We start from the raw sequence: 14552 nt of genomic DNA, 5'->3' as shown, positions 1-14552 counted from the left end.
TGACGGGAGGCGGCCGCTGCCGCTTTAAGCGCCGGTGCGTGGCTGCGATAACCTAGGGGTGTGAGTAACGAGATTGAAATTGGCCGTGGCAAGCGTGGGCGCCGAGCCTACTCCCTCGATGATGTGGCGATTGTGCCGTCCCGGCGTACCCGGGACCCGCAGGATGTTTCGATCAACTGGCAGATAGATGCGTATCAGTTTGCCATGCCGGTCATGGGCGCGCCCATGGACTCGGTCATGTCCCCGGCCACCGCAATCGCCCTGGGCCGCCTGGGCGGACTGGGCGTGCTGAACCTTGAGGGCCTGTGGACCCGCTACGAGGATCCGCAGCCGCTGCTGGACGAAATCGCGGTCCTGAGCGAAGAGAACTTCAACCCCGCCGCCACCCGCCGGCTCCAGGAAATCTACGACGCGCCAATCAAAGCGGAGCTGATCACCTCCCGGCTGGCCGAGATGCGCGACGCCGGTGTCACCGTTGCCGGATCCCTCACCCCGCAGCGCACCCAGGAGTTCTACAAGACGGTCCTCGCCGCCGGCGTCGACATCTTTGTCATCCGCGGCACCACTGTTTCGGCCGAGCACGTCTCCAAGACGGTCGAGCCGCTGAACCTGAAGCAGTTCATCTACGAACTCGATGTGCCGGTCATCGTTGGCGGAGCCGCCGGCTACACCCCTGCCCTGCACCTGATGCGCACCGGCGCAGCCGGCGTGCTGGTGGGCTTCGGCGGGGGAGCGACCACCACCACCCGCCGCGCGCTCGGCATCCACGCGCCGATGGCCACGGCCATCGCCGACATCGCCGAAGCACGCCGCGACTACATGGATGAGTCGGGCGGCCGTTACGTACACGTGATCGCAGACGGCGGCATGGGAACCAGCGGAGACATCGTCAAGGCCATCGCCATGGGCGCCGACGCCGTCATGCTGGGTTCCGCCCTTGCCCGCGCCGAGGAAGCCCCGGGCCAGGGCTGGCACTGGGGCCAGGAAGCGCACCACAGCGAACTTCCGCGCGGCGACAGGGTCCGCCTGGACACTGTAGGGCCGCTGGAGGAAGTCCTCTGGGGCCCCTCGCACCACACCAACGGAACATCGAACCTGATGGGCGCCCTGCGCCGGGCCATGGCCACCACCGGATATTCGGATGTGAAGGCCTTCCAGCGCATCGAGGTCCTGGTCTCGCCCTACCTATCCAACATGTAGTTGCCTAGAGTGGGGCGCAGATAGGCTGCACCGGCAGGAAAGGAAGTCTGTGATGATGAGCAACGATGCACTCAGTCCGGAATACCGCCAGGATGCCCTGGCCCAACTGCGCTCCACTGCGGAACCCGGCCAGGAACTGGACATCCTGATTGTCGGAGGCGGCGTCGTCGGCACCGGCGCGGCTCTGGACGCGGTGACCCGCGGGCTGAAGGTGGGCATGGTGGAGGCCCGCGACTGGGCCTCCGGCACCTCATCGCGCTCCTCCAAACTCATCCACGGCGGGCTGCGCTACCTGGAAATGCTGGACTTCGCGCTGGTGTCCGAAGCCCTGAAGGAACGCGGCCTGCTGATCCAGCGGATCGCCCCGCACCTCGTGAAGCCGGTTCCGTTCCTCTACCCGCTGACCCACCGGTTCTACGAGCGGCCCTACGTGGGCGCCGGGATCCTGCTCTACGACACCATGGGGCTGACCTCGGGCAACTCCCGCGGCGTGCCGATGCACAAGCACCTGAGCCGGAAGGCGACCCTGCGGGCAGCGCCCAGCCTGAAGGATGACGCCATGATCGGCTCCATCCGCTACTACGATGCCCAGGTGGATGACGCCCGGTATGTGGCCACGATGGCCCGCACCTCTGCCCATTACGGAGCCACCGTCGCCAACCGGGTGTCAGTGGTGGATTTCCTGCGTGAAGGTGAACGCGTCGTCGGTGCGCGGGTCAAGGACCAGGAATCCGGAGCGGAATTCGATGTCTTCGCCCGCCAGGTGGTCAACGCCACCGGCGTCTGGACCGATGAAACCCAGGCCATGGTGACGGACCGGGGCCAGCTGAAGGTCCGTGCCTCCAAGGGAGTGCACCTGGTGGTGCCCCGGGACCGGATCCAGTCCACCGTGGGCATGATCCTGCGCACCGAGAAGTCCGTGCTGTTCGTCATCCCGTGGGGCCGGCACTGGATTGTGGGAACCACCGATACCGACTGGAACCTGGACAAGGCCCACCCCGCTGCAACGTCGGCTGACATCGATTACCTGCTGGAACACGTCAACCTGGTGCTCAAGACGCCGCTGACCCGTGAAGACGTCGAGGGCGTCTATGCCGGCCTGCGGCCGCTGCTCGCCGGCGAAAACGACTCCACCGCCAAGCTCTCCCGCGAACATGTTGTCGCCCACCCGGTTCCGGGACTGGTGGTTGTTGCCGGCGGCAAATGGACCACCTACCGGGTCATGGCCAAGGACGCCGTCGACGAGGCAGCCCGCGCCCTGGACGGGAAGGTACCCGAGAGCTGCACCTCCACCATTCCCCTGCTGGGAGCCGAAGGCTACAAAGCGGCCTGGAACCTGCGCCACCGCACCGCCGAGCGCTACGGAGTGCACGTGGCACGGGTGGAGCACCTGTTGAACCGGTACGGGTCGCTGGCCACCGACGTCCTGGAGCTGATCCGGGCAAACCCGGAACTGGGGGAGCCGCTGCCCGGAGCAGACGACTATTTGCGGGCGGAGGTCGTCTACGCCGCTACCGCCGAGGGCGCACGCCATGTGGAAGACGTCCTGGCCCGCCGCACCCGCATTTCGATCGAGTCCTGGGACCGTGGGGTGTCCGCTGCCCCGGTGGTGGCCGAACTCATGGCACCTGTTCTGAACTGGGATGCGGAGCGGGTGTTGAAGGAAGTGGCCTACTACGAGGCACGGGTTGAGGCCGAGCGCCTAAGCCAGGAACAGCCCGATGACATCTCGGCGGATGCGGCACGGTTGAAGGCGCACGACATTGCGCCGCTGACCTGAGGCGGTACAGGACTTTGACGGACCCTGGACTGACGCTCAACGAGAAGGGCGCAATCCTCACGACGCCGGAGATGGTCATCCTCGATATGGAGGCCGTTGACCGTTACGATGCCGCTGCCCAGCTCGCGCAGCGGATGTACCGGCAGGGAAGGATCCGGGATGTTGACGCGTTCCTGGAGCAGGTCAATGCCCGTGAACACCAGATGGCCACCGGCCTGCCTGGAGGAATAGGCGTTCCGCACGCGCGCAGCCAGTACGTCACCGAAACGTCCATCGGCGTGGGGATCACCCGGTACGGCCACAGCATCGATTTTGGTGCCTCCGACGGGCCGGCCACCGTGATTCTTCTCATAGCGACACCGGCAGGGGCCTTTTCCGAGCATCTCGAAGTCCTGGCCACCCTGGCGCGGTCCTTGTTCCGGCCTGCTTTCCGGGACTCGCTGCGCCGGGCCGGCGACGCCGAAGTGATCGCGGAACTGATCAATTCCTCACTGGTGTTCTTTGAGCACTGAAGAGGTCCGGATCCGCCTCGTGACCGGCAGCCATTGGGCGTTCCCCCTGCTCAGGACGTACGGTTAAGCCGTGCTGAAAACTGCCCTGCAACCCCGCTGGATCGCCGGCCTGCTTTTTGCCCTGGCGATCTCCACGGTCTTTGTCTTCTTGAGCCAATGGCAGTTTTCGACCGCGGAAAGCGACCTCCCGCCGTCCTCTTCCGCCACCGAAGAGGTCCGTCCGCTGACCGAGGTCTTCACGCCCGGCGTGGAACTGTACGGAACCACAGCGGACCAGATGGTCTCCATGACCGGGACTTTCCGCGCCGAAGACACGGTGCTGATCGACAACCGGCTGTACGACGGCGACGAAGGCTACTGGGTGGTCACGGCACTGGCCGTCGACGGCGCACCTGACGGCGCAGTCATGCCCGTAGTCCGGGGCTGGATCGCCGACCCCGCAGACCTTGCGCCCGCCCCGGAGGGGCAGGTCGACGTCGTCGGGCGCCTGCTGCCACCGGAAGCCCCCCTTCCGGAACCCGCCGCGGACGGCATCCTGCCCAGCCTGGCCAGCTCCGAGCTGATCAACGTCTGGGACACCCCCGGTTATGCCGCCTTCGTCACGGCCGACGAGATCACCGTCAACGGTGAAGCGGCCAACAGCGGTGGGATGCGGGTGGTGGACGTCGGCGCCCAGCCGCAGGAAACCACCGTGAACTGGATGAACATTTTTTATGCCCTTGAGTGGGTGGTCTTCGCCGGGTTCTCGGTGTTCCTTTGGTGGCGCCTGGTCGCCGATGCCTACCGCCGATCCCTCGAGGACGACGACGAGTACTACGACGATGATGAAGACGACGACGACGGCGGTCTTCCCGCCGGTCCGGCCCCCAGCAGTGAGGTAAACAAGTGAGCGATCCCGCACCCGCCCCCACATCAGCCAACCCGGCGCCCGGTTCCCCTGCACCCCGGTCCCAGGCGCCCGGCGGAAAGCCGCGGAAGAAGAAGCGGCGGTTCGGCGGCACCCATGCCCAGATCCGCTCGGCCCTGGCGTTCTACAAGGTCTCGTCCTATGTCACGGGCGTGTTCCTGCTGCTGCTGTGCATCGAAATGATCCTCAAGTACGGCATGAAGATTGAAGAGATTTCCGTGGGCCCGCTGAACCTGTTCACCGGAGTGCTCATCGCGCACGGCTGGCTGTACGTGGTCTACCTGCTGGCCGATTTCCGGTTGTGGCAGCTGATGCGGTGGCCGTTCTCGAAGTTCATCCTGATTGCCCTGGGCGGCGTCATTCCCTTCCTGTCCTTCATTGTGGAATCGCGCACACATAAGCAGGTCCTGGCGGAGCTCGCAGCGCACCCCGAAGCTGCCAAGCGGTACTGACCGGCGCCGGGTCCGGAAGCGGCACGATGTGCAGGGCGGTTGCTCCGGCGACTATCCTTGAAACCGTGACTAATTCCGCGACCCCACCCATTGAAGAGCGCCCTGTCCTAGTTGTGGACTTCGGCGCCCAGTATGCCCAGCTCATTGCCCGCCGGGTACGCGATGCAGATGTCTATTCCGAGGTGGTTCCCCACACCTACACGACGGAACAGATCATGGCGAAGAACCCGGCAGCCATTATCCTTTCCGGCGGACCGTCCAGCGTCTACGCGGAAGGTGCCCCCGCTGTCAGCGAAGGCCTGTTCGAGGCCGGCGTCCCCGTCCTCGGTATCTGCTACGGCTTCCAGGCCATGGCCAACGCCCTCGGCGGCAAGGTCGCCAAGACCGGCCTGCGTGAGTATGGCTCCACCGACGCCAACGTCGTCGGCGGCGCCCGCTCAATCCTGGAAGGCACGCCGGAGCAGCAGAACACCTGGATGAGCCACGGCGACAGCGTCCAGGAGGCCCCGCCCGGATTCGAGGTGCTGGCCACCACCGCCGGTGCCCCCGTGGCAGCCTTCGCCAACGAGGAGAAGCGGCTTTACGGCGTGCAGTGGCACCCCGAAGTCAAGCACTCCGCCCACGGCCAGTCCGTGCTGGAGAACTTCCTCTTCAAGGGCGCCAAGCTCGAGAAGAGCTGGACCACGGGCAACATCGTCGAGGAGCAGGTTGAGCGCATCCGTGCGCAGGTAGGAAACTCCCGCGTGATCTGCGGCCTGTCCGGCGGCGTCGATTCCGCCGTGGCCGCAGCCCTGGTACAGCGTGCCGTGGGCGACCAGCTGACCTGCGTGTTCGTGGACCACGGACTGCTGCGTGAAGGGGAAGCCGAGCAGGTCGAACGCGACTTCGTGGCCTCCACCGGCGTCAACCTCTACGTCGCGAACGAGCAGAAGCGCTTCCTTGAAGCCCTGGCCGGCGTCACGGACCCCGAAACCAAGCGCAAGATCATCGGCCGGGAGTTCATCCGCGCCTTCGAAGAAGCCGAACGCGCCATCATGGCCGAGGCTGCTGCCGCCGGCGAGCCGATCCGCTTCCTGGTTCAGGGCACCCTCTACCCGGACGTCGTCGAATCCGGCGGCGGCGAAGGTGCAGCAAACATCAAGAGCCACCACAATGTGGGCGGTCTTCCCGAGGACCTGAAGTTCGAGCTCGTTGAGCCGCTCCGGGCCCTGTTCAAGGACGAAGTCCGCGCCGTGGGCGCCCAGCTGGGCCTGCCCGCGGAAATCGTGGGACGCCAGCCGTTCCCCGGCCCCGGCCTGGGAATCCGCATCATCGGTGAAGTCAACCAGGAACGCCTGGACCTGCTGCGCCGTGCCGATGCCATTGCCCGCGCCGAGCTCACCGCAGCCGGCTTGGATAACGACGTCTGGCAGATGCCGGTGGTGCTGCTGGCCGATGTCCGCAGTGTCGGCGTGCAGGGTGACGGCCGTACCTACGGCCATCCGATCGTGCTCCGCCCGGTCTCCAGCGAGGACGCGATGACCGCTGACTGGTCCCGCCTGCCCTACGATCTGCTGGCCCGCATTTCCAACCGCATTACCAATGAAGTCGATGGAATCAACCGAGTGGTCCTGGACGTCACGTCCAAGCCGCCGGGAACCATCGAATGGGAGTAGATTGACCGCGGGGGGCAGCCGGTTTCGGCTGTCCCCCGCGTTGCTATGTCGGGTAAACCCGGTGGGAAGCGATAGTTTAGAAGGTATGCCAATTTGGTCAAGAACGTCGCGCGGAAGTGCAGAAATGAGGGCACCAGTGTCTGAGCAGAATCCCGGGGACAGTGCCTCGGACTTCCTGCTGCCGTGGCTGGGACAACTGGGACAGCATGCCGGATCGGACACGTTGCTTCATTTCATTCCCTCACCCTCCAACAGCATCGACCTGACCCACGCGCATCCCTCCGGGCTGGCCCAGCTGCTGGCCGGACGCCGCACCCGGCTCTCCACGCTGCTGCGCGATTCCGAGCAGTACGGCGCCGCCATGAAGGCCGGCCGCCTGCTGCGCGCCAAGATCTACGAGCTCGGTACCGACCGCGGCATCGACGTCGGCTACCTCGCGGCGGGCACCGCCTCCTGGCGCTACGCTGCCGACGACGCCGTCCGTCCCGAATCCCTGACCGCACCGGTGCTGCTGACCCCGGTCTCGCTCACCGTGCACCCCTCCCAGGACGACTATGAGCTGCAGCTGACCGATAAGGCAGCGCTGAATCCCGCCTTTGTCCGGCACCTGCAGCATGAGCAGGGCCTGGATATCGATGTGGAGGCCCTGGCCCGGCTCGCCTACGGCACCGCACGCTTTGATCCCCATCCGGTGCTGGAGAAACTCCGCGCCGTCACCGAGAACGTCCGCAGCATCAACATCGAACACCGGCTGCTCGTCTCCACCTTCGCCGATCTCTCCGACCTGTCCGAGGACAGCGCCCTGGACCCGGCCCATCCGATTCTTCGCGCCCTGCTGGACGCCGCCCAGGGAAAGACCGGCAGCGCTCCCGCAGCCAGGGCCACCGGACTTCCCCCGCTGGATGACCGGCTGCCTGCCGATGAACTGCTGGTGCTCGATGCCGACAGCGACCAGCAGGAAGTCCTGGACCTGGTGCTGGACGGCCAGTCCCTGGTGGTTTCCGCCCCGCCCGGAACAGGGCAGACACAGACCGCGCTCAACGCCGCCGCGGCCCTGGTCCACGCCGGTAAGTCGGTGCTCGTCGTCGCCGAGCGCCGCGGCACGCTGAACCAGTTCGTGTCGGAGCTCGACGGCCTGCACCTTGGCTCAGCGGTACTCCAGCTCAACGCCGGACTGACCGAGCAGCAGTTGAAGGACCAGCTGATCCGCGCCATCGTCCGCAACGAGAAGGCCGCCGCACCCGAGCTGGAGAGCCTGCACAAGGTCCTCGTCGCCAACCGGCACCAGCTGCGGGACCACGTGAAGTCGCTGCACAACGTCCGCCGCCGCTGGGGCTGCTCGCCCTACCAGGCCATGCAGTCCCTCGCGGAGCTCACCTCCATGACCCCCGCTCCGGCCACCACCGTCCGGCTCAAGCGCAGCGTCCTGGACAGCATCACCGACCGTACGGAACTGACCGGCCGGCTCCGCCGCGCCGCGGAACTGGGCAGCTTCAGCCGGGCAGCGACATCGAGCCCCTGGTTTGGCGCCAAGCTCCTGAACCGCAAGGAAACCGAAGAGGCCTACGAGCTGACCCAGAGCCTGGCCCGGGACCTGCCCGGGCTGCGTTCCCAGGTCCAGGCCGTGGCCGAACACTCCCAGATCCGTCTGGGGGAGACCTTTGCCCAGTGGGGCGAGCAGCTGGAGCTGCTGGTCGCCGTCCGCGAGAGCCTGGACAAGTTCACTCCGGATATTTTCGACCGCCCGGTCAGCGACCTGATTTCCGCCACCGCATCTTCCTCCTGGCGCCGTGAACGGGCAGTGGACATGAGCTCCATGACCCGTTCGAGGCTGCGTCGCGTGGCCAAGGAGTACATCCGGCCCGGCGTCCACATCTCGGACCTGCACTCCTCGCTGGTGGAGGTGCAGCAGCAGCGCGCGGTATGGACCCGCTATGCCACCACCCAGCGCCACCCGTCGGTGGCCACCGGGCTGGCCGACATCAACCGGTCCTACATCACCGTCAAGGAACAGCTGGATACCCTGACCGGGATCCTTGACGGCACTCCGGCCAGCCCCGACCTGGCCGAACTGACCCTGGATGAGCTCGAAAAGCAGCTCAGCGCCCTCGCCGGCGACCGGGAAACCCTGGAAACCCTGCCCGAACGCACGCTCCTGTTGGATGAAATGCGCGGCCAGGGCCTGGGCGAACTGCTGGATGACCTGGAAGCCCGGGAAGTCCTGCCCCGCCAGGTCGGCTACGAACTTGAACTGGCCTGGTGGCAGTCGGCCCTCGAAGCGATGATCAGCGGCGACGACTACCTCGCCATGTCCGACGGCGACAGCCTGCGCCGGCTGGAAGCCGAATACCGGCTGGCAGACAACGCCCACGTCGCATCCGGCAGCTCCCGGGTCCGGGCAGCCCTGGCCGAGAGCTGGCGCCGCGGCGTCAAGACTGCGCCGTCCGACGCCGCCACCCTGCGGGACGCCATCAAGAACGGGCCGCTGGCCCTGCCCGATTTATGTGCGCAGTCCACCGAACTGGTATCGGCACTGCTGCCGGTCTGGGCCGCCAGCCCGCTGATCCTGCCCATGGTCCTCCCGGGCCACCGCTCCTTTGATGCAGTGATCCTCTTGGACGCCGAGTCGACTTCCCTGCAGTCCGCAGTGCCGGCCCTGGCGCGCGCAGCTCAGGTTGTGGCCTTCGGGGACGGGCAGCTGGGCGGTCCGCGTCCCTTCACGATCGGGGTGGAGCCCGTGCTTCAGGGCCAGCAGAACGACCTGGTCAGTGCATTTGAAGCACTCGCCACGGTCCTGCCGGTCCGCACCCTGTCCACGGTCTACCGCGGACCGGACCGCGGCCTGCTGGATCAGCTCAGCCGCAGCTTCTACGAGGACCGGCTGAAAACCGTTCCCCGCGGCGCCGACGTAAGCTCCGCCGAGCGCCCTCTCGTCGTGGAATACCTCGCCGACGGTACCGGCATGCCCAGCTCCGACCACGAGGGCGTCGAAAGTGTCGCCGCCGAGGTCAACCGCGTGGTGGACCTGGTCTTCGAGCACATCCGCCGCCGGCCGCACCAGTCCCTGGGCGTGGTCACGGCGAGCCCGCGGCACGCCGTGCGCGTTGCTGAAGCGATCCGCATCCAGATGGCGAACTTCCCCTGGGCCTCCGACTTCTTCACCCCGGGCAAGGAATCCTTCCGAGTGGTCCCCGTGGACCGTGCCGCAGGCCTGGTGCGGGACTGCATCATCTTCTCGCTCGGCTTCGGCCGGACCCCGCACGGCAGGGCACTGCATACCTTCGGATCCCTGTCCTCGCCCGAGGGCCGGGGCCGGTTCCTGACCGCCATGACACGGGCCCGTAGCAAGCTTCACGTGCTGACCTGCTTCCGGCCGGAGGACCTGGACAAGTCCAGGCTTGGCTATGGAGCCCTGGACTTCTACGAGCTGATCAGCCGGGAACTCGACCCGGTAACGGGCGGCCCCCGGAACGCTCCGGTAGCCGGGGCCCAAGGTGTCGACGGCGGAGCCGGCGGCATCATGGACGAAGACCCGCTGGTGGCGGACCTCGTGAACCGGCTGCGTGCCCGCGGCGCCAAGGTCTGGGACCACTACGAGGGAACCATCGACATCGTTGCCACGGTGGAGAGCAGCAACTCCGAGGCAGACGTTACGGTTCCGATGGCGATTGAGTCAGACGGCACCGAACGCTACCGGAACATGAGTGTGCGTGAACGCAGCCGGCTGCGGCCGCAACTCCTGGAGCGGCTGGGCTGGCGTTACATGCCGCTGTGGACCATCGAGGTCTTCAGCGATCCGTCGGCCTGCGCGGACCTGGTAGGCCGGTATCTGAACCTGCCGGCCCCGCGCGACGGTGACGACGCCGGCAGGGGTGCCGGCGCGGCCAGGGCCCCGCTGGCACGGCGCGGCAGCCTTGCCGCCGCACCGCACGGCAGCAGCCGGATCCGCGAACGCGGAACGGTCCCTGGCCGCGAAACCCCTTCCGCCTCGTCAGGGGACGGCGGCACCGGCGACGGCCGCTCAACGGAAAACCCCGCCGGACAAGGCAGCGGAGCCACCGCCGGGAAGGCACCGCAGCAAACGGAGCGGCCGTGACGGCACGGAAACCGCACCGCCGGGCCAGTAGCGGACCCACTGCAACCGGCAACGGGGAAGCAGCGGTCCGGTCTGTCCCGGAGCAGCAGGGCACGGACCGGGCGGCGGCGGACGGCGCAGCTGAAACTGCCGCCCCGCACGGGGCGGCCCGCGGGGTCCCGGCCGCAGGTGAATTGTCAGACCTCCTGGGGCAGGCCGCAGAGGATGATCCCCGGGTGTGGGGTGACAGCCCGGACAATCGGGACTCCTGGTTCCTGGAGCAGCGTCCTCCGCACTGGGACTAGCCGGTCCATCTGCCGCCGTGAGCGCACCGGGCTGCCCTGGCCCGCCGAACCGCTCCTAGCCGCCGGTCAGTATCAAATGGACCTGCCCGGCGCCGGATGCGGCGGCAAGGGCGGCCGCCTCCCCGGGAGCCGCAGCGAGGACCACCACGGCTCCGGACTCCCCGGCACCGGGCCATGCTTCTGCGCCGTCTTCGGCAGTCCATAGAACCGGGGCATCGGCAGCCAGGACAGTGGGCGGCCCGGAGGGCTGAAACCCGTCGGGCTGGCCGAGCACAACGTCCACCAGCTGCCCGGGTCTCAGCAGCTGCACCATCGCCGGGTCAGCGGGGCGGACCGAGACCGCGACCGAACCGGGCGGCGCTCCGGTCAAAAGCCCCGCTCCCACCAGGGAGGTCGGCATCAACGGGCTGCCTTGCTTCAGGGGAGTGGCCAGACGTTCGCCTGAAAGCTGTGCCACAGCGGTAAAAGAGCCAGGAGGCACCGCTGCGGCGGCAACCGCGAGAATCTTCAGGTCGTGCTCACGCAGCACTGCTCCTGCAGGCAGGTCAGCTGCCGAGACCACAATCCTGACTTCACCGGAATCGGGAGGCAGCAGCGCCTGGACCCCGGTCCCGGCTGCAGTGCAGCACAGCAGTGCTGCGAGAAGGCGACGCCGGCGGAGCACAAACCTCCGCAGGCGGGACCGGACCGGGCCGGACTGTGCCGGGCCGGACCGCGCCGAGGGAGCTGGTGCGCGGGACGAGCGGGAGGAAGCCATCCCCTGACGCTAGGCGCAGCGGCATCCCGGAGCCCGTTCAGCACAGCGCACTGTGGACAGCACCGGGCAGGGTAAAGCCCTTCAAGAGCGAGGGGAGGAAGAAAGTGCCGCGTGGACGACCGGCGGGACTATCCGGCGGAGGTGCCCGATGCGGTCGTCGACGCGGTGGATGGCTTGGAGCCGGACGCCGGGCCGGAGGCCGATGCTGCGGGGGCAGGGGAACTTTCGGTCTTGGCCGGAGCTGCCGGAACGCTGTTCTTGGCGTCGCGGGAATCCGTGCGGTAAAAACCCGAGCCCTTGAAGACAACGCCAACGCTGTTGAACTTCTTGCGCAGATTTCCACTGCAGGCCGGACACACGGTCAGCGTGTTGTCGGTGAAGGACTGCTGGATATCGAACGCGTGACCGCAGTCCTTGCAGGCATAGGCATAAGTGGGCACTGTTACTCCTCCTGAGAAGACCAAGATGTCAGGCCCCGGGCCAAGCTGCCTGTCGAAGAAACGGGCGCTGGCACTCGGTGGCCTTGAGTGCTAACTATACCGCGTGTCTGCTGCCTGCCGGGTCCAGCGGCAGCCAGGTCCACCCCGAGGGCGTGAGCACGCCATCCACGGGCTGGTCGAAAGCATCCGAGGCCCAGGAACCTGCGGGAACAAACTCATGGTCGTACACCAGGGCCACCGCAAGCGCGTTGTTGCCGGCTGCCCGGAGCTCCGCCAGGAAACGGTCGTAATAGCCGCCGCCCTGACCCATCCGCACCCCGGCTGAGTCGATGGCCAGCGCCGGCAGGAAGACCAGGTCCAAGGCGGGCAGTTCCTGCAGGGACAGCCGCTTGCCTACCGGTTCCGGCACTGAGGGGAACAGTCCTGGCTGCAGCGCCGTGCCGGGGGTCCAGTGGCACCAGGACAGCCTGCGCCCCGGTTCACAGACAGGAAGGACGACGTCGTACCCAGCCTCGACCAGGCCTTCCAGCAGGGAAGCAGTAGCCGGTTCGGACCCGGCGGAGAGGTACGCGGCCACGGTGCCGCCTGCCGGAACCAGCTCCGGCAGCTCCGCCAGGGCATGGTCGGCCAGGGCCAGGCCGGCTTCTTGCGCCGCGGTGCCGGGCAGCAGCCTGCGCAGCCGCCGGAATTCGGTCCGGGCCGGAATCTTGGGAACAGGCGTCACGGAATCATCCATTACTCCATTGTGCCAACCGTCTTCCGGTAATCGCGGAAGTTTGGTCTAAAAGGGCATCGTCTATGTACCCTTACGGAATGACTTCACGCGCCACTGTAACCAAAGCCGTAATTCCCGCCGCCGGACTGGGCACCCGTTTCCTTCCCGCCACTAAGGCCATGCCGAAGGAAATGCTGCCGGTGGTCGACAAGCCGGCCATCCAGTACGTGGTGGAGGAGGCAGTCAACTCCGGAATGTCGGACATCCTGATGATTACCGGCCGCAACAAGCGTTCCCTCGAGGATCACTTCGACCGGGTGCCGTTCATTGAAAAGACCCTGGAAGATAAAGGCGACCTGGAGAGGCTGGCCATGGTGCGCGCCGCTTCCGAACTCGGTGAAATCCACTACCTCCGCCAGGGCGACCCCAAGGGCCTGGGCCACGCAGTGCTGCGCGCCAAGCTGCATGTCGGCAACGAGCCCTTCGCCGTGCTTCTGGGTGATGACCTCATTGACGCACGTGATGACCTCCTGGAGAAGATGGTCGAGGTCCAGGCCAAGACCGGCGGCTCCGTGATTGCCCTGATCGAGGTTGAGCCGGAGCAGATCAGCGCCTACGGCTGCGCCGACATCTCCGTCGTCGAGGGCGAAGACTATGTGAAGGTCAACAAGCTCGTGGAGAAGCCCGACGTGGATGAGGCTCCCTCCAACCTTGCCGTGATCGGCCGCTACGTCCTGCACCCGGCCGTCTTCGGCGTCCTGGAGGAAACCGGGCCCGGACGCGGCGGGGAAATCCAGCTGACCGATGCCCTGCAGACCCTCGCCGCCCAGGAAGATGGTGAAGGCTCCGGCGTGTACGGCGTCGTCTTCCGCGGCCGCCGCTACGACACCGGTGACAAGCTGAGCTACCTGAAGGCCGTAGTAACCCTGGCCTCCGAGCGTGAGGACCTCGGTCCGGACCTGCGCGAGTGGCTCAAGGACTTCACCGGTACGCTCGAAAGCTGATGCGGTGTGGGGCTCGGCGCTCTGGCCCGTGACGCTCGAATGCGGTGACGTGGGGCTGCGGCCCATCCGCTACCGCGACCGCGCTGAGTGGACCAGGCTCCGGGCCCGCAACGCCCGGTGGATGGCCCCCTGGGAAGCAAGCAACCCGTTGCCCGGCGGCGAGCTGCCCTCCTACCGGGCCATGGTGAGCAGCCTGAACCGGCAGGCCCGCGAGGATTCGGCCCTCCCCTTCGTCATCACCGAACGCGGGGAGTCACTGCATCATCCGCCCGCGATCGTAGGGCAGCTGACGGTCTCCACGATTGTCTGGGGCTCGGCCCGCATGGCCACGCTGGGCTACTGGGTGGACGAGGCGCACGCCGGACGGGGCATTGCCCCCACCGCCGTGGCGCTGGCGACGGACCACTGCTTCCGGGGACTCGGCCTGCACCGGATGGAGATCAACATCAAGCCGGAAAACCGGGCAAGCCTGCGGGTGGTGGAAAAGCTTGGCTTCCGGGACGAAGGCCTGCGGGAGCGGTACCTGCACATTGCGGGGGAGTGGGCCGACCACCGCAGCTTTGCCCTCACGGCGGAGGAAGTTCCGGAGGGCCTGCTGACCCGGTGGCAGTCCCGGCGGTGAACATGGGTGGTGCCCGGCCGGCTTTCGCTCCGGGGTCCGCTTTTTTTGCACCGGACGCCGACACACCGGCACTAATGCGCCCCGCCGTGTGTATTAGCTCATAACGTCGTAGGTGTGGATTTCCCTCT

General features: G+C 66.9%; 13 protein-coding genes. 10 read left to right on the top strand and 3 right to left on the bottom strand.

Features of this window, described 5'->3' with window-relative positions:
- The first annotated feature begins 60 nt into the window (after positions 1 to 60).
- The 8 genes from KKR91_RS13180 (at position 61) to KKR91_RS13145 (ending at position 10886) form a co-directional block, all read left to right on the top strand.
- Positions 61 to 1200, top strand: coding sequence for a GuaB3 family IMP dehydrogenase-related protein (locus KKR91_RS13180; RefSeq protein WP_210228145.1), 1140 nt, complete (start codon positions 61 to 63; stop codon positions 1198 to 1200).
- Between the two features lie 55 nt (positions 1201 to 1255).
- A complete protein-coding gene (locus KKR91_RS13175) occupies positions 1256 to 2980 on the top strand; it encodes a glycerol-3-phosphate dehydrogenase/oxidase (protein WP_210228147.1) in 1725 nt (574 codons plus the stop codon).
- A 71-nt stretch (positions 2981 to 3051) separates the two neighbouring features.
- Positions 3052 to 3492 (top strand): PTS sugar transporter subunit IIA, encoded by a 441-nt coding sequence (locus tag KKR91_RS13170; protein WP_210228352.1) that lies wholly within the window; start codon positions 3052 to 3054, stop codon positions 3490 to 3492.
- 70 nt (positions 3493 to 3562) lie between these two features.
- Positions 3563 to 4381: an SURF1 family protein gene (locus KKR91_RS13165; protein WP_237687380.1), complete on the top strand. Its 819-nt coding sequence runs from the start codon at positions 3563 to 3565 to the stop codon at positions 4379 to 4381.
- Complete coding sequence (locus KKR91_RS13160) at positions 4378 to 4851, top strand: DUF3817 domain-containing protein (protein WP_210228149.1); 474 nt, start codon at positions 4378 to 4380, stop codon at positions 4849 to 4851. The genes KKR91_RS13165 and KKR91_RS13160 overlap by 4 nt, the downstream gene beginning before the upstream one ends.
- A gap of 26 nt (positions 4852 to 4877) precedes the next feature.
- Complete coding sequence (guaA, locus tag KKR91_RS13155) at positions 4878 to 6506, top strand: glutamine-hydrolyzing GMP synthase (protein WP_210228152.1); 1629 nt, start codon at positions 4878 to 4880, stop codon at positions 6504 to 6506.
- A 124-nt stretch (positions 6507 to 6630) separates the two neighbouring features.
- Positions 6631 to 10602 (top strand): DUF4011 domain-containing protein, encoded by a 3972-nt coding sequence (locus tag KKR91_RS13150; protein WP_237687379.1) that lies wholly within the window; start codon positions 6631 to 6633, stop codon positions 10600 to 10602.
- Positions 10599 to 10886 carry a hypothetical protein gene (locus tag KKR91_RS13145; RefSeq protein WP_215057242.1) on the top strand — a complete coding sequence of 96 codons (288 nt, stop codon included), beginning with the start codon at positions 10599 to 10601 and terminating at the stop codon, positions 10884 to 10886. Before KKR91_RS13150 ends, KKR91_RS13145 begins: the two co-directional genes overlap by 4 nt.
- 55 nt (positions 10887 to 10941) lie before the next feature.
- Here KKR91_RS13145 and cpaB read toward each other — a convergent pair whose 3' ends face one another.
- The 3 genes from cpaB to KKR91_RS13130 all read right to left on the bottom strand — a co-directional run bounded on the left by cpaB (position 10942) and on the right by KKR91_RS13130 (position 12819).
- Positions 10942 to 11643, bottom strand: coding sequence for a Flp pilus assembly protein CpaB (cpaB, locus tag KKR91_RS13140; RefSeq protein WP_210228156.1), 702 nt, complete (start codon positions 11641 to 11643; stop codon positions 10942 to 10944).
- Positions 11644 to 11771: 128 nt separating this feature from the next.
- Positions 11772 to 12083, bottom strand: coding sequence for an FmdB family zinc ribbon protein (locus KKR91_RS13135; RefSeq protein WP_210228157.1), 312 nt, complete (start codon positions 12081 to 12083; stop codon positions 11772 to 11774).
- Positions 12084 to 12177: 94 nt separating this feature from the next.
- Positions 12178 to 12819 (bottom strand): 5-formyltetrahydrofolate cyclo-ligase, encoded by a 642-nt coding sequence (locus KKR91_RS13130; protein WP_210228159.1) that lies wholly within the window; start codon positions 12817 to 12819, stop codon positions 12178 to 12180.
- A 77-nt stretch (positions 12820 to 12896) separates the two neighbouring features.
- Between KKR91_RS13130 and galU the strand changes: the two genes are divergently transcribed.
- Together galU and KKR91_RS13120 are read left to right on the top strand one after the other, a co-directional pair.
- Complete coding sequence (galU, locus tag KKR91_RS13125) at positions 12897 to 13802, top strand: UTP--glucose-1-phosphate uridylyltransferase GalU (RefSeq protein WP_210228161.1); 906 nt, start codon at positions 12897 to 12899, stop codon at positions 13800 to 13802.
- A gap of 4 nt (positions 13803 to 13806) precedes the next feature.
- Positions 13807 to 14424, top strand: a complete 618-nt coding sequence (locus KKR91_RS13120) for a GNAT family N-acetyltransferase (RefSeq protein WP_210228163.1) — start codon at positions 13807 to 13809, stop codon at positions 14422 to 14424.
- The last annotated feature ends 128 nt before the right edge of the window (positions 14425 to 14552 follow it).

Source organism: Arthrobacter jiangjiafuii (assembly GCF_018622995.1).
GTDB lineage: Bacteria > Actinomycetota > Actinomycetes > Actinomycetales > Micrococcaceae > Arthrobacter_B > Arthrobacter_B jiangjiafuii.
Note: the sequence above shows the minus strand (reverse complement) of the source record. Positions and strands in the feature narration are given on the sequence as shown.